Source organism: Salmonella sp. SA15303, assembly GCF_029962125.1.
GTDB lineage: Bacteria > Pseudomonadota > Gammaproteobacteria > Enterobacterales > Enterobacteriaceae > Salmonella > Salmonella enterica.
In genome coordinates this window covers 3,490,628-3,507,999 of record NZ_CP123924.1, presented here as the reverse complement: position 1 = coordinate 3,507,999, position 17,372 = coordinate 3,490,628, and the positions used below count along the sequence as shown (strand labels likewise).

15 protein-coding genes are annotated in these 17,372 nt (G+C 51.6%); 9 read left to right on the top strand and 6 right to left on the bottom strand.

Annotated features, from left to right (window positions below; all coding sequences use genetic code 11):
* Window position 1: 1 nt before the first annotated feature.
* The 6 genes from QEN31_RS17280 to QEN31_RS17255 form a co-directional block, all read right to left on the bottom strand.
* Complete coding sequence (locus QEN31_RS17280) at window positions 2-331, bottom strand: cytochrome o ubiquinol oxidase subunit IV (protein ID WP_000019878.1); 330 nt, start codon at window positions 329-331, stop codon at window positions 2-4.
* Window positions 331-945 carry a cytochrome o ubiquinol oxidase subunit III gene (locus QEN31_RS17275; RefSeq protein WP_000179833.1) on the bottom strand — a complete coding sequence of 205 codons (615 nt, stop codon included), beginning with the start codon at window positions 943-945 and terminating at the stop codon, window positions 331-333. Before QEN31_RS17275 ends, QEN31_RS17280 begins: the two co-directional genes overlap by 1 nt.
* Complete coding sequence (cyoB, locus tag QEN31_RS17270; protein WP_000467158.1) at window positions 935-2,926, bottom strand: cytochrome o ubiquinol oxidase subunit I; 1,992 nt, start codon at window positions 2,924-2,926, stop codon at window positions 935-937. The genes QEN31_RS17275 and cyoB overlap by 11 nt, the downstream gene beginning before the upstream one ends.
* A 10-nt stretch (window positions 2,927-2,936) precedes the next feature.
* Entirely contained in the window at window positions 2,937-3,893 is a 957-nt protein-coding gene (cyoA, locus tag QEN31_RS17265) for a cytochrome o ubiquinol oxidase subunit II (protein WP_001239448.1), read from the bottom strand.
* Window positions 3,894-4,345: 452 nt separating this feature from the next.
* The gene (ampG, locus tag QEN31_RS17260) at window positions 4,346-5,821 is read right to left on the bottom strand and encodes a muropeptide MFS transporter AmpG (protein WP_000098481.1); all 1,476 of its coding nucleotides are present in this window, start codon (window positions 5,819-5,821) and stop codon (window positions 4,346-4,348) included.
* A 43-nt stretch (window positions 5,822-5,864) separates the two neighbouring features.
* Complete coding sequence (locus QEN31_RS17255; protein ID WP_001537832.1) at window positions 5,865-6,443, bottom strand: lipoprotein; 579 nt, start codon at window positions 6,441-6,443, stop codon at window positions 5,865-5,867.
* 303 nt (window positions 6,444-6,746) lie between these two features.
* Between QEN31_RS17255 and bolA the strand changes: the two genes are divergently transcribed.
* The 9 genes from bolA to fadM all read left to right on the top strand — a co-directional run bounded on the left by bolA (window position 6,747) and on the right by fadM (window position 17,311).
* Window positions 6,747-7,064 (top strand): transcriptional regulator BolA, encoded by a 318-nt coding sequence (gene bolA, locus QEN31_RS17250; RefSeq protein WP_000973433.1) that lies wholly within the window; start codon window positions 6,747-6,749, stop codon window positions 7,062-7,064.
* Window positions 7,065-7,410: 346 nt separating this feature from the next.
* On the top strand, window positions 7,411-8,709 hold the full coding sequence (gene tig, locus QEN31_RS17245; protein WP_001198406.1) for a trigger factor: 1,299 nt from the start codon (window positions 7,411-7,413) through the stop codon (window positions 8,707-8,709).
* A gap of 246 nt (window positions 8,710-8,955) precedes the next feature.
* Window positions 8,956-9,579, top strand: a complete 624-nt coding sequence (gene clpP / locus QEN31_RS17240; protein WP_000122257.1) for an ATP-dependent Clp endopeptidase proteolytic subunit ClpP — start codon at window positions 8,956-8,958, stop codon at window positions 9,577-9,579.
* A 251-nt stretch (window positions 9,580-9,830) separates the two neighbouring features.
* The gene (gene clpX / locus QEN31_RS17235; protein WP_000130314.1) at window positions 9,831-11,102 is read left to right on the top strand and encodes an ATP-dependent protease ATP-binding subunit ClpX; all 1,272 of its coding nucleotides are present in this window, start codon (window positions 9,831-9,833) and stop codon (window positions 11,100-11,102) included.
* 185 nt (window positions 11,103-11,287) lie between these two features.
* Window positions 11,288-13,642, top strand: coding sequence for an endopeptidase La (gene lon, locus QEN31_RS17230; RefSeq protein ID WP_001067723.1), 2,355 nt, complete (start codon window positions 11,288-11,290; stop codon window positions 13,640-13,642).
* Window positions 13,643-13,850: 208 nt separating this feature from the next.
* Entirely contained in the window at window positions 13,851-14,123 is a 273-nt protein-coding gene (gene hupB, locus QEN31_RS17225; protein WP_001043544.1) for a nucleoid-associated protein HU-beta, read from the top strand.
* Between the two features lie 290 nt (window positions 14,124-14,413).
* Complete coding sequence (gene ppiD, locus QEN31_RS17220; RefSeq protein ID WP_000969434.1) at window positions 14,414-16,285, top strand: peptidylprolyl isomerase; 1,872 nt, start codon at window positions 14,414-14,416, stop codon at window positions 16,283-16,285.
* 149 nt (window positions 16,286-16,434) lie between these two features.
* Window positions 16,435-16,809: a helix-hairpin-helix domain-containing protein gene (locus tag QEN31_RS17215; protein WP_000680322.1), complete on the top strand. Its 375-nt coding sequence runs from the start codon at window positions 16,435-16,437 to the stop codon at window positions 16,807-16,809.
* Between the two features lie 103 nt (window positions 16,810-16,912).
* The gene (gene fadM, locus QEN31_RS17210; RefSeq protein ID WP_001194543.1) at window positions 16,913-17,311 is read left to right on the top strand and encodes a long-chain acyl-CoA thioesterase FadM; all 399 of its coding nucleotides are present in this window, start codon (window positions 16,913-16,915) and stop codon (window positions 17,309-17,311) included.
* Window positions 17,312-17,372 lie beyond the last annotated feature (61 nt).

The window sequence follows — 17,372 nt, the reverse complement described above, 5'->3', positions numbered from 1 at the left end:
CTTAGTGCATCATCATGTTGTAGTTGAGGTTCCACATAATCCAGATGGAGCCCACAACCAGGATGGCGATGATCAGCACGGTAAAGATGAAGGCCGTCATGTTCCAGCCTTCATCAGATTTGGTGTTCATGTGCAGGAAACACACCAGATGCACCAAAATCTGCACCACTGCCATTGCCAGGATAGATCCCAGAATAACGGCCGGAGAGGCAGCGCCGGTCATCACCATCCAGAATGGAATAACCGTCAGGATGACCGACAGGATAAAGCCGGTCATGTACGTTTTTACGCTGCCGTGGGATGCGCCGCCGCTCTCGGTAGAATGACTCATTACATCGCCCCCATCAGATAAACAACAGTGAATACGCAAATCCAAATCACATCCAGGAAGTGCCAGAACAGGCTCAGACACATGATGCGGGTACGGTTAGTGCTGGTCAGACCGCGACGGGCAACTTGCACCATCAGCACCGCCATCCAGATCAAACCGGAAGTGACGTGCAGACCGTGCGTGCCGACCAGCGCGAAGAACGCAGACAGGAAGCCGCTGCGATCCGGGCCCATACCGTTAACAATCAGGTGATGGAATTCATAGAGTTCCATCCCGATAAATCCGGCACCGAACAAGAAGGTCAACGCCAGCCAGGAGATAACCTGGCTCTTGTTGTTCTTGTGCATAGCGATCGCCGCCATGCCGTAGGTAATGGAGCTAAATAACAGCAGGAAGGTTTCAACCAGAACGAACGGCAGTTCGAAAATGTCCTTACCTGTCGGGCCGCCAGCGGTGCCGTTCACCAGAACGGCATAGGTAGCAAACAGAATAGAGAACAGAATGCAGTCGCTCATCAGGTAGACCCAAAATCCGAAGATTTTGTTCTGGCCTGCGTCATGGTGCCCGTGTTCGTGCGCGTGGGCAGTCGCGTGCGTTAAAGTATCAGTTGCCATTTTTCAGCCCTGCCTTAGTAATCTCATCGAAATGCTGGTTTTCCAGTTTTTCGACTTCCGGGACCGGCACGTAGTAATCCACATCTTCATCAAAGCTTTTTACAATCCAGCTGATGATCATGCCTGCGAAACCCACTATCGCCAGCCACCAGATATGCCAGATCATGGCGAAGCCAAATACCGTTGCGAAGGCGGCGATAACAATACCGGCACCGCTATTTTTCGGCATATGAATCTCTTCATACTGTCCAGGCTGTTGGTACGCTTCGCCTTTTTCTTTCATTTCCCAGAAGGCGTCACGTTCGTGAACGTGCGGCACAACGGCAAAGTTATAGAACGGCGGCGGAGACGAGGTTGACCACTCCAGCGTACGGCCACCCCATGGGTCGCCGGTCAGATCGCGGTTCTGATCGCGGTCGCGAATAGAAACGAAGATCTGAATCAGTTGACACAGGATACCCAGCGCAATCAGCGCGGCGCCGGCGGCGGCAACCATCAGCATCGTATGGAACTGCGGATCAATTTGCTGGCTAAGGCGACGGGTCATGCCCATGAAGCCCAGTACATACAGCGGCATAAAGGCTACAAAGAAACCGATAATCCAGAACCAGAAGGCGCGTTTACCCCAGGTTTCGTTCAGCTTGAAGCCAAACGCCTTCGGCCACCAGTAGGTCATACCCGCGAAGCAGCCAAACACTACGCCGCCGATGATCACGTTATGGAAGTGCGCAATCAAGAACAGACTGTTGTGCAGGACGAAGTCCGCGCCCGGTACCGCCAGCAGCACGCCGGTCATACCGCCGACCGAGAAGGTCACGATAAAGCCGATGGTCCACATCATTGCGGAATGGAAGACGATACGGCCCTGATACATGGTGAACAACCAGTTGAAGATCTTCACCCCGGTCGGGATGGCGATAATCATGGTGGTGATACCGAAGAAGGCGTTAACGTTCGCGCCTGCGCCCATCGTGAAGAAGTGGTGCAGCCAAACGATAAACGACAGTACGGTAATACAGACGGTCGCCCAAACCAGCGAGGTATAGCCGAACAGACGCTTACGCGAGAAGGTCGCTGCGATTTCGGAGAATACCCCGAAGACCGGCAGAATCAGAATGTACACTTCCGGATGGCCCCAGGCCCAAATCAGGTTGATGTACATCATCATGTTGCCGCCCATATCGTTGGTAAAGAAATGGGTGCCCAGATAGCGATCCAGGGTCAGCAACGCGACGGTAACCGTCAGAATCGGGAAAGAGGCGATGATCAGTACGTTGGCGCACAAAGAGGCCCAGGTAAAGACCGGCATCTTGAACATCGTCATACCCGGCGCACGCATCTTCAGGATCGTCACGAAGAAGTTGATACCGGTTAACGTCGTACCAATACCCGAGAGTTGCAACGCCCATATCCAGTAATCGACCCCGACGCTGGGACTGTACTCTATTCCCGATAGCGGCGGATAAGCCAGCCACCCTGTCTGCGCGAATTCACCCACGCCCAGCGAGAGGTTAACCAGGATAACGCCGACAACGGTGAACCAGAAGCTCAGGTTGTTCAGGAAAGGGAACGCAACGTCGCGCGCGCCGATCTGCAGCGGAACCACCAGGTTCATCAGACCGATAACGAAGGGCATCGCCACGAAGAAGATCATGATTACGCCGTGAGCGGTAAAGATCTGATCGTAGTGGTGCGGCGGTAGAAAACCCGCTTCGCCTGCGGAGGCAAGTGCCTGCTGGCTACGCATCATGATGGCATCGGCGAAACCACGTAACAGCATCACAATCGCGACGATGATATACATGATGCCGAGGCGTTTATGGTCAACTGACGTTAACCACTCTTTCCATAGGTAGGTCCACTTACCGAAGTAAGTAATCGCTGCCAGTATCGCCAGTCCCCCGACGATAATTGCAGCGATCGTTACCATGACGATAGGTTCATGGAACGGTACTGCATCCAGTGATAATTTTCCGAACATCTTATCTTCCTCAACCCTTGGAGTTGGCGGATTCCGCGTGGCTCATGTCCATACCTTCCATTCCTTCATGCGAGCTGTGCTCACCTTCAGGTTGGGTCATGTCCATGCTCTTACCGTGGTCCATGAATTTGTTAATAACGTCCTTGAACAAATCTGGTTTCACGCTGGAGAAATATTCCACCTTGTTGTACTCGCTTGGCATAGCCACTTTCTCGAACGCCGCCATATCATTCATGGTGTTCGGAGACTGCTTCGCTTTTGCGACCCATTGGTCGAATTCTGCGCGGTCTTTGGTGGCGATAGCTTTAAACTTCATACCAGAGAAGCCCGGGCCGCTATAGCTGGCGGAGATGCCATCGTAGGTTCCGGGTTCGTTGGCGATCAGATGCAAACGTGTTTGCATACCGGCCATGGCATAAATCTGGCTACCCAGACGCGGGATAAAGAAGGAGTTCATCACGGAGTTGGAGGTCACTTTGAAATAAACCGGCGTGTTCGCCGGGAAGGCGATCTCGTTGACGGTGGCGATACCCTGCTCCGGATAGATGAAGAACCATTTCCAGTCCATGGAAACCACTTCGATGGTGATCGGTTTTTCGTCATGCGCCAGCGGCTTGCTTGGTTCAAGCGCGTGCGTGGTTTTCCAGGTCAGTACGGCAAGGAAAATGATGATTAAGATAGGCACCGTCCAGACCACGGCTTCCACTTTATTGGAGTGTGACCAGTTCGGGCTATACTTCGCATCCTTATTACTCGCACGATACTTCCAGGCGAAACCAACAGCCATCAAGATGGCGGGAATAACGACGATCAACATCAGGCCAAATGCCGTCAGTATCAGCGAACGTTGCTCCAGTCCAATCTGTCCTTTGGGATCCAGCAGCGCAGAATTACAGCCACTGAGTAATGCAGTGCCTGCAATTAATGACAACCATCCCAAACTTTTATTGTATTTCCTGAGTCTCATTTAACGACCTCAATTCCACGGGACCTGGTGGCGTTTAAAGTGTAGGGGCATTTTACGGTAAGGTTACATTACTGTAAACATGATTGGTTCTGTGTTACCAAGTTCTGCCGCGCATGTCACATATGTTGCCAAGTATGTCGAAATAACTTTAAGACACTGTTGAAACTTTGCGTTATAACGGATGAGGTCTGTAAGTGGGATGTTGAGGGATAATTGGTATAACCAATGTAAAAATAAAACAATTACTTAACAATTTATTATCAATAAAAGGACAATCAACGGCAGAAATTTAAATTTAATCGGCTGAATCGTGTAAAGAAAATAGGTAGCGTAGAAATTACCAATAATTTCCAAAATTCTGTTGCGCACAAAAAGACAAATATATTTTTTATCAATTGATGGTTATTTAGCCGTTATAATTCCGGGTCGTTATTACAACGGCAAATAATGTTTTACAGCAGGCGTGTTTTTCGTAGCGCCAGGTAGTCCAGCAACCCGCCAAAGACAATGCCGCACACGGCAACCACTACCGCAGTCTCAAGCAATTCGGGCAGGAATGAGAAGTTAGTGTAATCCACCGCGTTCATGGTCAGCAGGAGTACCCATACCGCCAGCAAAGCGACGCCCGCGAGCAGGATTGAAAGCGCGAAATTGTAGGCGCCACGGTATTGCGTGCGGGGAATGAAACGCTCGCTCTGCCAGCTATATTCCAGCGTTTGCCGACAGACCAGCAACAGTAACAGCCCGGGAACGGCGGCGACAACCGAGAAGAGGTAGAATGTCGGCCAGCCGTGCGCTTCAACGAACCAGCCCGCTACAGGACCAACATAAACGCGGCCTACTGCGGAGAGGGCCGACAGTAGGGCAAACTGTGTTGCGGAAAACGACTTATTACATAGCGTCATTAATAAGGCGACAAAGGCGGCAGTACCCATCCCGCCGCACAGATTTTCGAAAAAGACCGCCGCGCCCATGCTGAACATGTTTTTATCGGTAATGGAGAGCAACCAGTAACCGGCGTTGGACGCGCCTTGCAAAATGCCGAAAATCAGCAGCGCGCGAAACAGCGAAAGACGCTGCATTAATATGCCGCCGTATAACGCGCCGACGATCGTTGCCAACAGGCCCAGCGTTTTATTGACCACGCCAACTTCACCAGCGTCAAAGCCGACGCCGCGAATCAAAAAGGTGGTGGTCAGGCTCATAGCGAAGGCGTCCCCCAGTTTATAAAGCACAATGAGCAGTAAAATCAGCCAGGCGTTATTACGGCCAAAGAAATCGCGTAGCGGCGCGACGACGGCCTGTTCCAGCGATTTCGGGGACGGGATAGTATCGGTCGGTTCCGGCGCCAGTAAGGTGGCGATAATGCAGGGGATCAACAATGCCGCCATCAGCCAGTACATGCCCTGCCAGCCGAGCCAGCGATCGGCCAGCCATAGCGCCAGTCCGCCGGAAACCAGCATCCCCAACCGGTAGCCAAGCACGCTGATTGCCGCGCCAGCGCCGCGTTCTTCTGCGGGTAAAACATCGGTTTTCCAGGCGTCGAACACGATATCCTGCGAGGCGGAGCAAAAAGCAATCACCACCGCCAGCGCCGCCATCCAGCGTAGCTGCGTGCCGGGTTCAAGAAAGCCCATCGCCGCAATCGCCGCCAGTAACAACAGTTGGGTGGCGAGTAACCAACCGCGACGACGACCTAAAAAAGGCGGCGTGTAGCGGTCCATCAGCGGGGACCAGAGAAACTTAAACACATAGGCCTGACCAACCAGCGAGAAGAAGCCAATCGTTTTAAGATCGATATTCTCGACGGTCATCCACGCCTGTAGCGTACCGGAGGTGAGCGCCAGCGGGAGACCGGAGGCAAAACCCAATATCAGCAGAATGGCTGAGCGCGGTTGCTGGAAAATACGTAAATATTGACTTGACATAGGCATCTACAGACCCGGCTTCTGCCGGGTCTTGTTGTTGCTATTAACGGGCGTTTTGCTTGATAAAATCGTGAATACTGGTGTCCTGAGACATATCAGCAATGGTATCGGTCAGAACGCTATTCACTGCGTCGGCAATATTCTGGTTAGAGGCCTGGAACGCCCCTTCAATAGAGTAGTTGGCGCGATAGTTTTTGGTCATCTTGCTGCCATTTGCCGCGGTCGCAATAATCGCGATATCCGCTTTGGTCGCGATGTTGTAGCGCACGCTGCCCTGGGAAACATCAGCATACAGTTGGTTAACAATTATCTGCAGATTAACCGCGCCGTTAGGCCCGATCATATAGCCCCGCGCCGTCATCTGTTTTTCCAGGACTTCTTGTAACAGGAAGCGTAAATCGCGGGAGGCGGTTAACGTTACCAGCTGGTTGTTACGCGTGACTTTCGCTAACGCTTGATCCTGGCGTTGGTCCGCGCCGGTAATGCTAACGGTGACGCCCATCAGGCTCGGGTCCTGCTGTGGCAAGGTGATCTTCGGCGCGACGTCAATGGTCGTCGGCGGTGTGGCGCATCCTGCCAGCATAAACAGAGCGACTAACGGAAAGAGAAGTTTTTTTAACATATTCAGGCTCTCAATGACGCTTAAAACGTGATAGGTAAAAATTCCCGCCATCATAACACCGCTAACGGCGAGGGGAAGTGGTCAACGCAGGTAAATTCGTCGTAATGTCCGATTTGGTATTGATAACGGCGCGAGCGGGGATTTTGAGCGCTAAAAGAATGATTAAGGCAGTAAACTTCATACGTTTGGCTGAAATAATCAGACGAAAGCTAAATTTTTGTTGTCATGCTGTAATGGAAACGGTAAAAGCGGCTAGTATTTAAAGGGATGGGTGACATCACAGCGTTGTCGGAGGAGATTTTCATGATGATACGTGAGCAAATAGAAGAAAAATTAAGGACAGCGTTCGACCCCGTGTTTCTCGAAGTTGTGGATGAAAGCTATCGTCACAATGTTCCAGCAGGATCGGAAAGCCATTTTAAGGTCGTGCTGGTGAGCGATCGCTTTACAGGCGAACGTTTTCTTAATCGTCATCGGATGATTTACGGTACGTTAACGGCGGAACTTTCCACAACCGTACATGCGCTGGCACTGCATACTTATACCCTCAAAGAGTGGGAAGGATTGCAGGATACTATCTTCGCGTCGCCTCCTTGTCGCGGCGCGGGAAGCATCGCGTAGCAAAACGGATTTGCAACTACCTCCGCTTTTCCAGTATGTTGCTACAGAATTATGTGAAAACGGCCTGCGGGCCGTTTTGTTTTGTCTGAATTTTGAGCGTGTCGTACAGTATTCAGACAAAAATTAGCCGAGAATTGTGAAAACCGCCGCAGCATCGCACAATCACCGTTCTCGACTCACAAAAGTGATGCCGCTATAATGCGCCGTCTTATATATGAACGTCTTCGGGATGATTCTGACGACAGGGAATGTGATTGATTACGAGAACATCCCGGTTCCGCGAAGCAAATAGCACGTGCTTGCGGAGTAGAGTTGACCGAGCACTGTGATTTTTTGAGGTAACAAGATGCAAGTTTCAGTTGAAACCACTCAGGGCCTTGGCCGCCGTGTAACGATTACAATCGCTGCTGACAGCATCGAGACCGCTGTAAAAAGCGAGCTGGTCAACGTAGCGAAAAAAGTACGTATTGACGGCTTCCGTAAAGGCAAAGTACCGATGAATATCGTCGCTCAGCGTTATGGCGCTTCTGTTCGCCAGGACGTGCTGGGCGATCTGATGAGCCGCAACTTCGTTGACGCGATCATCAAAGAAAAAATTAACCCGGCAGGCGCGCCGAACTATGTTCCGGGCGAATACAAAGTGGGTGAAGACTTCACTTACTCCGTCGAGTTTGAAGTCTATCCGGAAGTTGAGCTGACCGGCCTCGAGTCCATCGAAGTTGAAAAGCCGGTTGTTGAAGTCACCGACGCTGACGTTGATGTGATGCTGGACACCCTGCGTAAGCAGCAGGCGACCTGGAAAGAAAAAGACGGCGCTGCTGATGCGGAAGACCGCGTGACCATCGACTTCACCGGCTCTGTAGACGGCGAAGAGTTCGAAGGCGGCAAAGCGACCGATTTCGTTCTGGCGATGGGCCAGGGTCGTATGATTCCGGGCTTTGAAGACGGCGTTAAAGGCCACAAAGCTGGCGAAGAGTTCACTATCGACGTGACCTTCCCGGAAGAGTACCACGCTGAAAACCTGAAAGGTAAAGCGGCTAAGTTCGTTATCAACCTGAAGAAAGTTGAAGAACGCGAACTGCCGGAACTGACCGAAGAATTCATCAAACGTTTCGGCGTTGAAGATGGTTCCGTAGCCGGTCTGCGCGCTGAAGTACGTAAAAACATGGAACGCGAGCTGAAAGGCGCGGTGCGTAACCGCGTTAAGTCTCAGGCGATCGAAGGTCTGGTAAAAGCTAACGACATCGACGTACCGTCTGCGCTGATCGACAGCGAAATCGACGTTCTGCGTCGTCAGGCTGCGCAGCGTTTTGGTGGTAACGAGAAACAGGCTCTGGAGCTGCCGCGCGAACTGTTCGAAGAACAGGCTAAGCGTCGTGTAGTTGTCGGTCTGCTGCTCGGCGAAGTCATTCGTACCAACGAGCTGAAAGCGGACGAAGAACGCGTTAAAGGCCTGATCGAAGAGATGGCGTCTGCTTACGAAGATCCGAAAGAAGTGATTGAGTTCTACAGCAAAAATAAAGAGCTGATGGACAATATGCGTAACGTCGCTCTGGAAGAACAGGCTGTTGAAGCGGTTCTGGCAAAAGCGAAAGTGTCTGAAAAAGCCACTTCCTTCAATGAGCTGATGAACCAGCAGGCGTAATTTTTCGCGTTAAAAGCACGAAATTTGCACAAAAACCCGTCACCTTTCAGTGACGGGTTTTTTTTGTCACGTATTTTGCATGGTAAGGGTGCGAAAACCGCGTTTCAGTGTTAGCGTTAGAGCAAAAGATTGTTATGCTTGAATTATGGCGATGCCGTACCCATTACAGAGGGACTGGCTGATAATCCGTCCATCAGGTTACAATCAGTACAGCAGATTTTTTCAATTTTTATCCAGGAGACGGAAATGTCATACAGCGGAGAACGAGATAATTTGGCCCCTCATATGGCGCTGGTGCCGATGGTCATTGAACAGACCTCACGCGGTGAGCGCTCTTTTGATATCTATTCTCGTCTACTTAAGGAACGCGTCATATTTCTGACCGGCCAGGTCGAAGACCATATGGCTAACCTGATCGTGGCGCAGATGCTGTTCCTGGAAGCGGAAAACCCGGAAAAAGATATCTATCTGTACATTAATTCTCCTGGCGGCGTAATTACTGCGGGGATGTCCATCTATGACACCATGCAGTTTATTAAGCCAGACGTCAGCACCATTTGTATGGGACAGGCGGCCTCTATGGGGGCGTTTCTGCTGACTGCCGGGGCGAAAGGCAAACGTTTCTGCTTGCCGAACTCTCGCGTCATGATCCACCAGCCGCTGGGCGGCTACCAGGGCCAGGCGACGGATATTGAAATTCACGCCCGCGAAATTTTGAAAGTAAAAGGGCGCATGAATGAACTTATGGCGCATCATACGGGTCAATCTCTTGAGCAGATTGAACGTGATACTGAGCGCGATCGCTTCCTCTCCGCGCCTGAAGCGGTAGAGTACGGTTTGGTTGACTCAATTTTGACCCATCGTAATTGATGCCCTGGACGCAAGTGTGCCGCTATACACTTCATCCTTCACGCTACCTCGGTGTTGGCTGCCAGCGCGCCTCCCAGTGACTTACTTATGTAAGCGCCTGCAGAGTCGACGAGTTGCCGCCTTGATGTAGCTCGAATGATTTTGTGTATATACTAATGAAGGGCGGCACAACGCTGATTAGCGGCTTGCGCCTGAGAATGGCATTTGCGTCGTCGTGTGCGGCACAAAGAACAAAGAAGAGGTTTTGACTCATGACAGATAAACGCAAAGATGGCTCGGGCAAATTGTTGTACTGCTCTTTTTGCGGCAAAAGCCAGCATGAAGTGCGCAAGCTGATTGCCGGTCCATCCGTGTATATCTGCGACGAATGCGTCGATTTATGTAACGACATTATTCGCGAAGAAATTAAAGAAGTTGCTCCGCACCGTGAACGTAGTGCGCTGCCGACGCCGCATGAAATTCGTACCCACCTGGACGATTACGTTATCGGCCAGGAGCAGGCGAAAAAAGTGCTGGCGGTGGCGGTCTATAACCACTACAAGCGTCTGCGTAACGGCGATACCAGCAATGGCGTCGAGTTAGGTAAAAGCAACATTCTGCTGATTGGACCGACCGGTTCCGGTAAAACGCTGCTGGCGGAAACGCTGGCGCGCTTGCTGGATGTGCCGTTCACTATGGCGGATGCGACCACGCTAACCGAAGCGGGTTACGTTGGTGAAGACGTCGAGAATATCATTCAGAAACTGTTGCAGAAATGCGACTACGACGTGCAAAAAGCGCAGCGTGGGATTGTCTACATTGATGAAATCGATAAGATTTCGCGTAAATCAGACAATCCGTCCATTACCCGCGATGTTTCCGGCGAAGGCGTACAGCAGGCGTTGCTGAAACTGATCGAAGGCACCGTCGCCGCGGTTCCACCGCAGGGCGGTCGCAAACATCCGCAGCAGGAGTTCTTACAGGTAGATACCTCTAAGATTCTGTTTATCTGCGGCGGCGCGTTTGCCGGTCTGGATAAAGTGATCGCTAACCGTGTTGAAACCGGCTCCGGCATTGGTTTTGGCGCGACGGTGAAAGCGAAGTCCGACAAAGCCAGCGAAGGCGAGCTGTTGTCGCAGGTTGAACCGGAAGATTTGATCAAATTTGGTCTGATTCCTGAGTTTATCGGTCGTCTGCCAGTGGTAGCGACGCTGAATGAACTCAGCGAAGAAGCGCTGATTCAAATCCTGAAAGAGCCGAAAAATGCGCTGACCAAGCAGTATCAGGCGCTGTTTAACCTGGAAGGCGTCGATCTGGAATTCCGTGACGAAGCGCTGGACGCTATCGCCAGGAAAGCAATGGCGCGTAAAACCGGCGCCCGTGGCCTGCGTTCTATCGTCGAAGCGGCGCTGCTGGATACCATGTACGATTTGCCATCTATGGAAGACGTCGAAAAAGTGGTGATCGACGAGTCCGTTATTGCCGGTCAGAGTAAGCCGTTGCTGATTTACGGCAAACCGGAAGCGCAGGCTTCTGGCGAATAATTAAACATTCATACAATCAGTTAGCCAAAAAAGGGGGGATTTTATCTCCCCTTTCGTTTTTCCTGTAAACACGCCGTTGAATGTGTGGGAAACATCCCCATATACTGACGTACATGTTATAGGTGGTATGGAGCACAGCTATACTATCTGATTACCTGGCGGACACTAAACTAAGAGAGAGCTCTATGAATCCTGAGCGTTCTGAACGCATTGAAATCCCCGTATTGCCCTTGCGCGATGTGGTGGTTTATCCGCACATGGTCATACCCTTATTTGTAGGGCGGGAAAAATCTATCCGTTGTCTGGAAGCGGCTATGGACCATGATAAAAAAATCATGCTGGTCGCCCAGAAGGAAGCATCGACGGATGAGCCGGGTGTAAACGATCTTTTCACCGTCGGGACCGTGGCCTCTATTTTGCAGATGCTGAAACTGCCTGACGGCACCGTAAAAGTGCTGGTCGAGGGGTTACAGCGCGCGCGTATTTCCGCGCTGTCTGACAACGGCGAACATTTCTCCGCGAAGGCGGAGTACCTTGATTCGCCAGCCATTGATGAGCGTGAACAAGAAGTGCTGGTGCGTACCGCTATCAGCCAGTTCGAAGGCTACATCAAGCTGAACAAAAAAATTCCGCCGGAAGTGCTGACGTCACTCAATAGCATTGACGACCCTGCACGTCTGGCTGACACCATCGCCGCGCATATGCCGCTGAAACTGGCGGATAAACAGTCCGTACTGGAGATGTCCGACGTTAACGAACGTCTGGAATATCTGATGGCGATGATGGAATCTGAAATCGATCTGCTGCAGGTTGAGAAACGCATTCGCAACCGCGTGAAAAAGCAGATGGAGAAATCCCAGCGCGAGTACTATCTGAACGAGCAAATGAAAGCGATTCAGAAAGAGCTTGGCGAGATGGACGACGCGCCGGACGAAAACGAAGCGCTGAAGCGTAAGATCGACGCGGCGAAAATGCCGAAAGAGGCGAAAGAGAAAGCGGAAGCGGAACTGCAGAAGCTGAAAATGATGTCTCCGATGTCGGCGGAAGCGACCGTGGTGCGCGGCTACATCGACTGGATGGTGCAGGTGCCGTGGAATGCGCGTAGCAAGGTCAAAAAAGACCTGCGTCAGGCGCAGGAAATCCTCGATACTGACCATTATGGTCTGGAGCGCGTGAAAGACCGCATCCTTGAGTATCTCGCGGTTCAAAGCCGTGTAAATAAAATCAAGGGGCCGATCCTGTGTCTGGTGGGGCCGCCGGGGGTAGGTAAAACCTCGTTGGGCCAGTCCATCGCTAAAGCAACAGGGCGTAAATACATCCGTATGGCGCTGGGCGGCGTGCGTGATGAAGCGGAAATCCGCGGTCATCGCCGGACTTACATTGGCTCTATGCCGGGTAAACTGATCCAAAAAATGGCCAAAGTGGGGGTTAAAAACCCACTGTTCCTGCTCGATGAGATCGACAAAATGTCTTCTGACATGCGCGGCGATCCGGCTTCCGCACTGCTGGAAGTGCTGGATCCGGAGCAGAACGTGGCGTTCAGCGATCATTACCTGGAAGTGGATTACGATCTCAGCGATGTGATGTTCGTCGCCACTTCCAACTCCATGAACATTCCGGCGCCGCTGCTGGATCGTATGGAAGTGATCCGTCTGTCCGGTTATACCGAAGACGAGAAGCTGAATATTGCTAAACGTCACCTGCTGCCGAAGCAGATCGAGCGTAACGCGCTGAAGAAAGGCGAACTGACGGTCGACGATAGCGCGATTATCGGTATTATCCGCTATTACACGCGTGAAGCGGGCGTGCGTAGTCTGGAGCGTGAAATCTCCAAACTGTGCCGCAAAGCGGTTAAACAACTGTTGCTCGATAAGTCGTTAAAACATATCGAAATTAACGGCGATAATCTGCACGACTACCTCGGTGTGCAGCGCTTTGATTATGGCCGCGCGGATAGCGAAAACCGCGTAGGTCAGGTGACGGGGCTGGCGTGGACGGAAGTGGGCGGCGATCTGTTGACCATCGAAACCGCCTGCGTCCCGGGCAAAGGCAAGTTGACCTACACCGGCTCGCTCGGTGAAGTGATGCAGGAATCCATTCAGGCGGCGCTGACCGTGGTGCGTGCGCGCGCGGAAAAACTGGGTATTAATCCGGACTTTTACGAAAAACGCGATATCCACGTTCACGTGCCGGAAGGCGCAACGCCGAAAGACGGTCCAAGCGCCGGTATCGCGATGTGTACCGCGCTGGTTTCCTGCCTGACCGGTAATCCGGTGCGCGCAGATGTGGCAATGACCGGTGAGATCACGCTGCGTGGTCAGGTGTTGCCGATCGGCGGCCTGAAAGAAAAACTGTTGGCGGCGCATCGCGGCGGGATTAAAACGGTCTTAATTCCGTTCGAAAATAAACGTGACCTGGAGGAAATTCCGGACAACGTGATTGCCGATCTGGATATTCATCCTGTGAAGCGCATTGAGGAAGTTCTGACGCTTGCTCTGCAAAACGAACCGTCTGGAATGCAGGTTGTAACCGCAAAATAGTGACCTCGCGCAAATAGCGCTAATAAAAACAGGGCTGGCAGGCTATTTCGGACTTGCCAGCCTTTTTTTGTATAGCTAATTTAGATGGTTGATTGGGTCTGCCACCATTAACGGGTGTTGTAAGGGCGTGGCAGGCCTGATATAACTGCTGCGCGGTCGTACTTCGAAGGATTCAGGTGCGATATAAATTATAAAGAGGAAGAGAAGAGTGAATAAATCTCAACTGATCGAAAAAATTGCTGCAGGGGCTGATATCTCTAAGGCTGCGGCTGGACGTGCGTTAGATGCGATTATTGCTTCTGTTACCGAATCTCTGAAAGAAGGGGATGACGTTGCACTGGTAGGCTTTGGTACTTTTGCTGTTAAAGAGCGTGCTGCCCGTACTGGTCGCAACCCGCAAACAGGTAAAGAGATCACCATCGCCGCTGCCAAAGTGCCGAGTTTCCGTGCAGGTAAAGCGCTGAAAGACGCGGTAAACTAAGCGTGATCCCCTCGGGGGATGTGACAAAGTACAAGGGCGCATCAACTGATGTGCCTTTTTTATTGGCGATTCGGGACTTTCTGTGCGTTGCGGGCTGACAATTGCCCTCGTTTCTTGTCACAATAGGCTTTTGTGCGCCGCGTTCAGAAAATGCGATGCGCGTGAAGTCTCTATACGCAAATCATTCAGGTTGCGTCGACGCGGCGACTGAGCGAATCACTCGGTAGCCAGCGGAGAAGCCGCCTGAAAGATAAAGTGTAAAGTCACCTACAGCGGAGTGTGGTTACACCATGATGGACAGCTTACGCACGGCTGCAAACAGTCTCGTGCTCAAGATTATTTTCGTTATCATTATCGTGTCGTTCATTTTGACCGGCGTTAGTGGTTACCTGATTGGCGGAAGCAATAACTACGCCGCAAAAGTGAATGGCCAGGAAATCAGCCGGGCACAGTTTGAGAATGCGTTTAACAACGAACGTAACCGTATGCAGCAGCAGTTGGGCGACAGGTATTCTGAACTGGCGGCCAACGAAGGTTATATGAAAAGCCTGCGCCAGCAGGTGCTGAATCGTCTGATAGATGAAGCGCTGTTGGATCAATATTCTCGCGAACTGAAACTGGGCATCAGCGATGAGCAGGTAAAGCAGGCGATTTTCGCCACTCCCGCTTTTCAGGTGGACGGTAAGTTTGACAACAACCGCTATAACGCGATTGTGAATCAGATGGGAATGACCGCCGATCAGTACGCTCAGGCGCTGCGTAACCAGCTTACCACTCAGCAACTGATCAACGGCGTGGCCGGTACTGATTTTATGCTGAAAGGGGAAACCGACGAACTGGCGGCATTAGTCTCTCAACAGCGCGTGGTGCGTGAAGCCGTTATTGATGTCAACGCGCTGGCGGCGAAGCAGCAGGTGACCGATCAGGAAGTGTCCAGCTACTACGATCAGAATAAAGTCCGCTTTATGACGCCGGAACAGTTCCGCGTAAGCTATATCAAGCTGGATGCCGCGACGATGCAGGCACCGGTCAGCGATGCGGATATTCAGGCCTATTATGACCAGCATGTAGATCAGTTTACTCAGCCGGAGCGTATTCGTTACAGCATTATTCAGACCAAAACGGAAGATGATGCGAAAGCGGTACTGGATGCGCTGAACAAGGGCGAAGATTTCGCCACGCTGGCGAAAGAGAAATCTACCGATATCATCTCTGCGCGTAATGGCGGCGATATGGGCTGGCTGGAAGAGTCTGCCACGGTGCCGGAACTGAAAAACGCCGGATTAAAAGAAAAAGGCCAGATATCTGGCGTGATTAAGTCGTCTGTCGGTTTTCTGGTGGCGCGTCTGGATGATATTCAGCCTGCCAAAGTGAAACCGTTAAGCGAGGTTCGCGACGACATTGCCGCGAAAGTGAAACAAGAAAAAGCGCTGGATGCTTACTATGCGTTGCAGCAGAAAGTGAGCGATGCGGCAAGCAACGACAATGAGTCGTTAGCAGGCGCTGAACAGGTCGCTGGCGTAAAAGCCGTTGAAACCGGCTGGTTTAGCCGTGACACCTTACCGGAAGAGCTGAACTTCAAACCGGTAGCCGATGCTATCTTTAATGGCGGTCTGGTGGGCGAAAACGGTACGCCGGGGCCGAATTCAGACATTATCACCGTGGATGGTGACCGGGCTTTTGTCGTACGCGTGAGCGAACATAAACCTGAAGCCGTGAAGCCGTTGGCAGAAGTGAAAGAACAGGTCACTGCCCTGGTGAAGCATAATAAAGCGGAACAACAGGCGAAGCTGGATGCGGAAAAACTGCTGGTCGAGCTGAAAGCGGGCAAAGGCGCGGAAGCGATGAAAGCGGCGGGGCTGAGTTTTGGCGAGCCTAAAACGTTAAGTCGTACCAGTCAGGATCCGGTGAGTCAGGCGGCCTTTGCGTTAAGCCTTCCGACGAAAGATAAGCCAGTTTATGGCGTGGCGAACGATATGCAGGGTAACGTCGTTCTGCTGGCGTTTGACGAGGTGAAAGCGGGCGCCATGCCGGAAGCGCAGAAAAAAGCGATGGTGCAGGGCATCACGCAGAACAATGCGCAAATTGTCTTTGAGGCGCTGATGAGCAATCTGCGTAAAGAGGCGAAAATCAAAATCGGCGACGCTCTGGAACAGCAGTAATCGTCGAGGCGCTTCGCAAAAAATTGCAAAACGTTGTATCCCACAAAGGCCGCTTTCGCGGCCTTTTCCATTTCTGAGAATTGCCGTTTGTTCGTTTTTCTCCGCCCCGCTATCGTGGCTGCACTGTTAACAAACAAGGAGAAAACAGTATGAAACACGGAATTAAAGCACTGCTTATTACGCTTTCTTTAACCTGCGCGGGCATGGCCCATAGCGCGCTGGCGGCGACGCCTGTCGCAAAAAATGCAGCGGTGGAAACAAAAGCGGATACGCCTTCTTCATCCTCCGCCAAAGCGGCATTACCTGCTAAAGCCAGCGATGATGAAGGTACCAGGGTGAGCATTAATACCGCGTCTGCGGAGGATCTGGCGCGGGTGATGAACGGCGTTGGGCTGAAAAAAGCGCAGGCTATTGTGAGCTATCGGGAGGAGTATGGTCCTTTTAAAACGGTGGATGATTTAAAGCAGGTGCCGGGAATGGGAAGCGCGCTGGTGGAGCGTAATCTGGCAGTTTTAACATTGTAATCACTTGCACAGTGGCCAAAATTTGCCAGACTGTAGAGGTCATACCAGTTATGACCTCTGTACTTGTCGTTTACTTATAACAACAACGTAAGGTTATTGCGCTATGCAAACACAAATCAAAGTTCGTGGATATCATCTTGATGTTTATCAACATGTTAATAATGCCCGCTATCTGGAGTTTCTGGAAGAAGCCCGTTGGGATGGTCTGGAAAACAGCGACAGCTTTCAGTGGATGACGGCCCGCAATATTGCCTTTGTGGTGGTAAACATCAATATAAATTACCGTCGCCCGGCGGTATTGAGCGATCTATTGACCGTGACCAGCCAGGTACAACAGCTTAACGGTAAAAGCGGCGTATTAAGCCAGACGATTACGCTGGAGCCAGAAGGGCAGGTGGTGGCCGATGCGCTCATCACGTTTGTTTGTATTGATTTAAAAACGCAAAAAGCGCTGCCGCTGGAAGGCGAATTGCGTGAAAAGCTGGAACAGATGGTGCAATAACGCTTCGCAGTCTGATGGCGTTGAACTTGTCCGGCCTGGAGATATTGACCATGGTGAATAT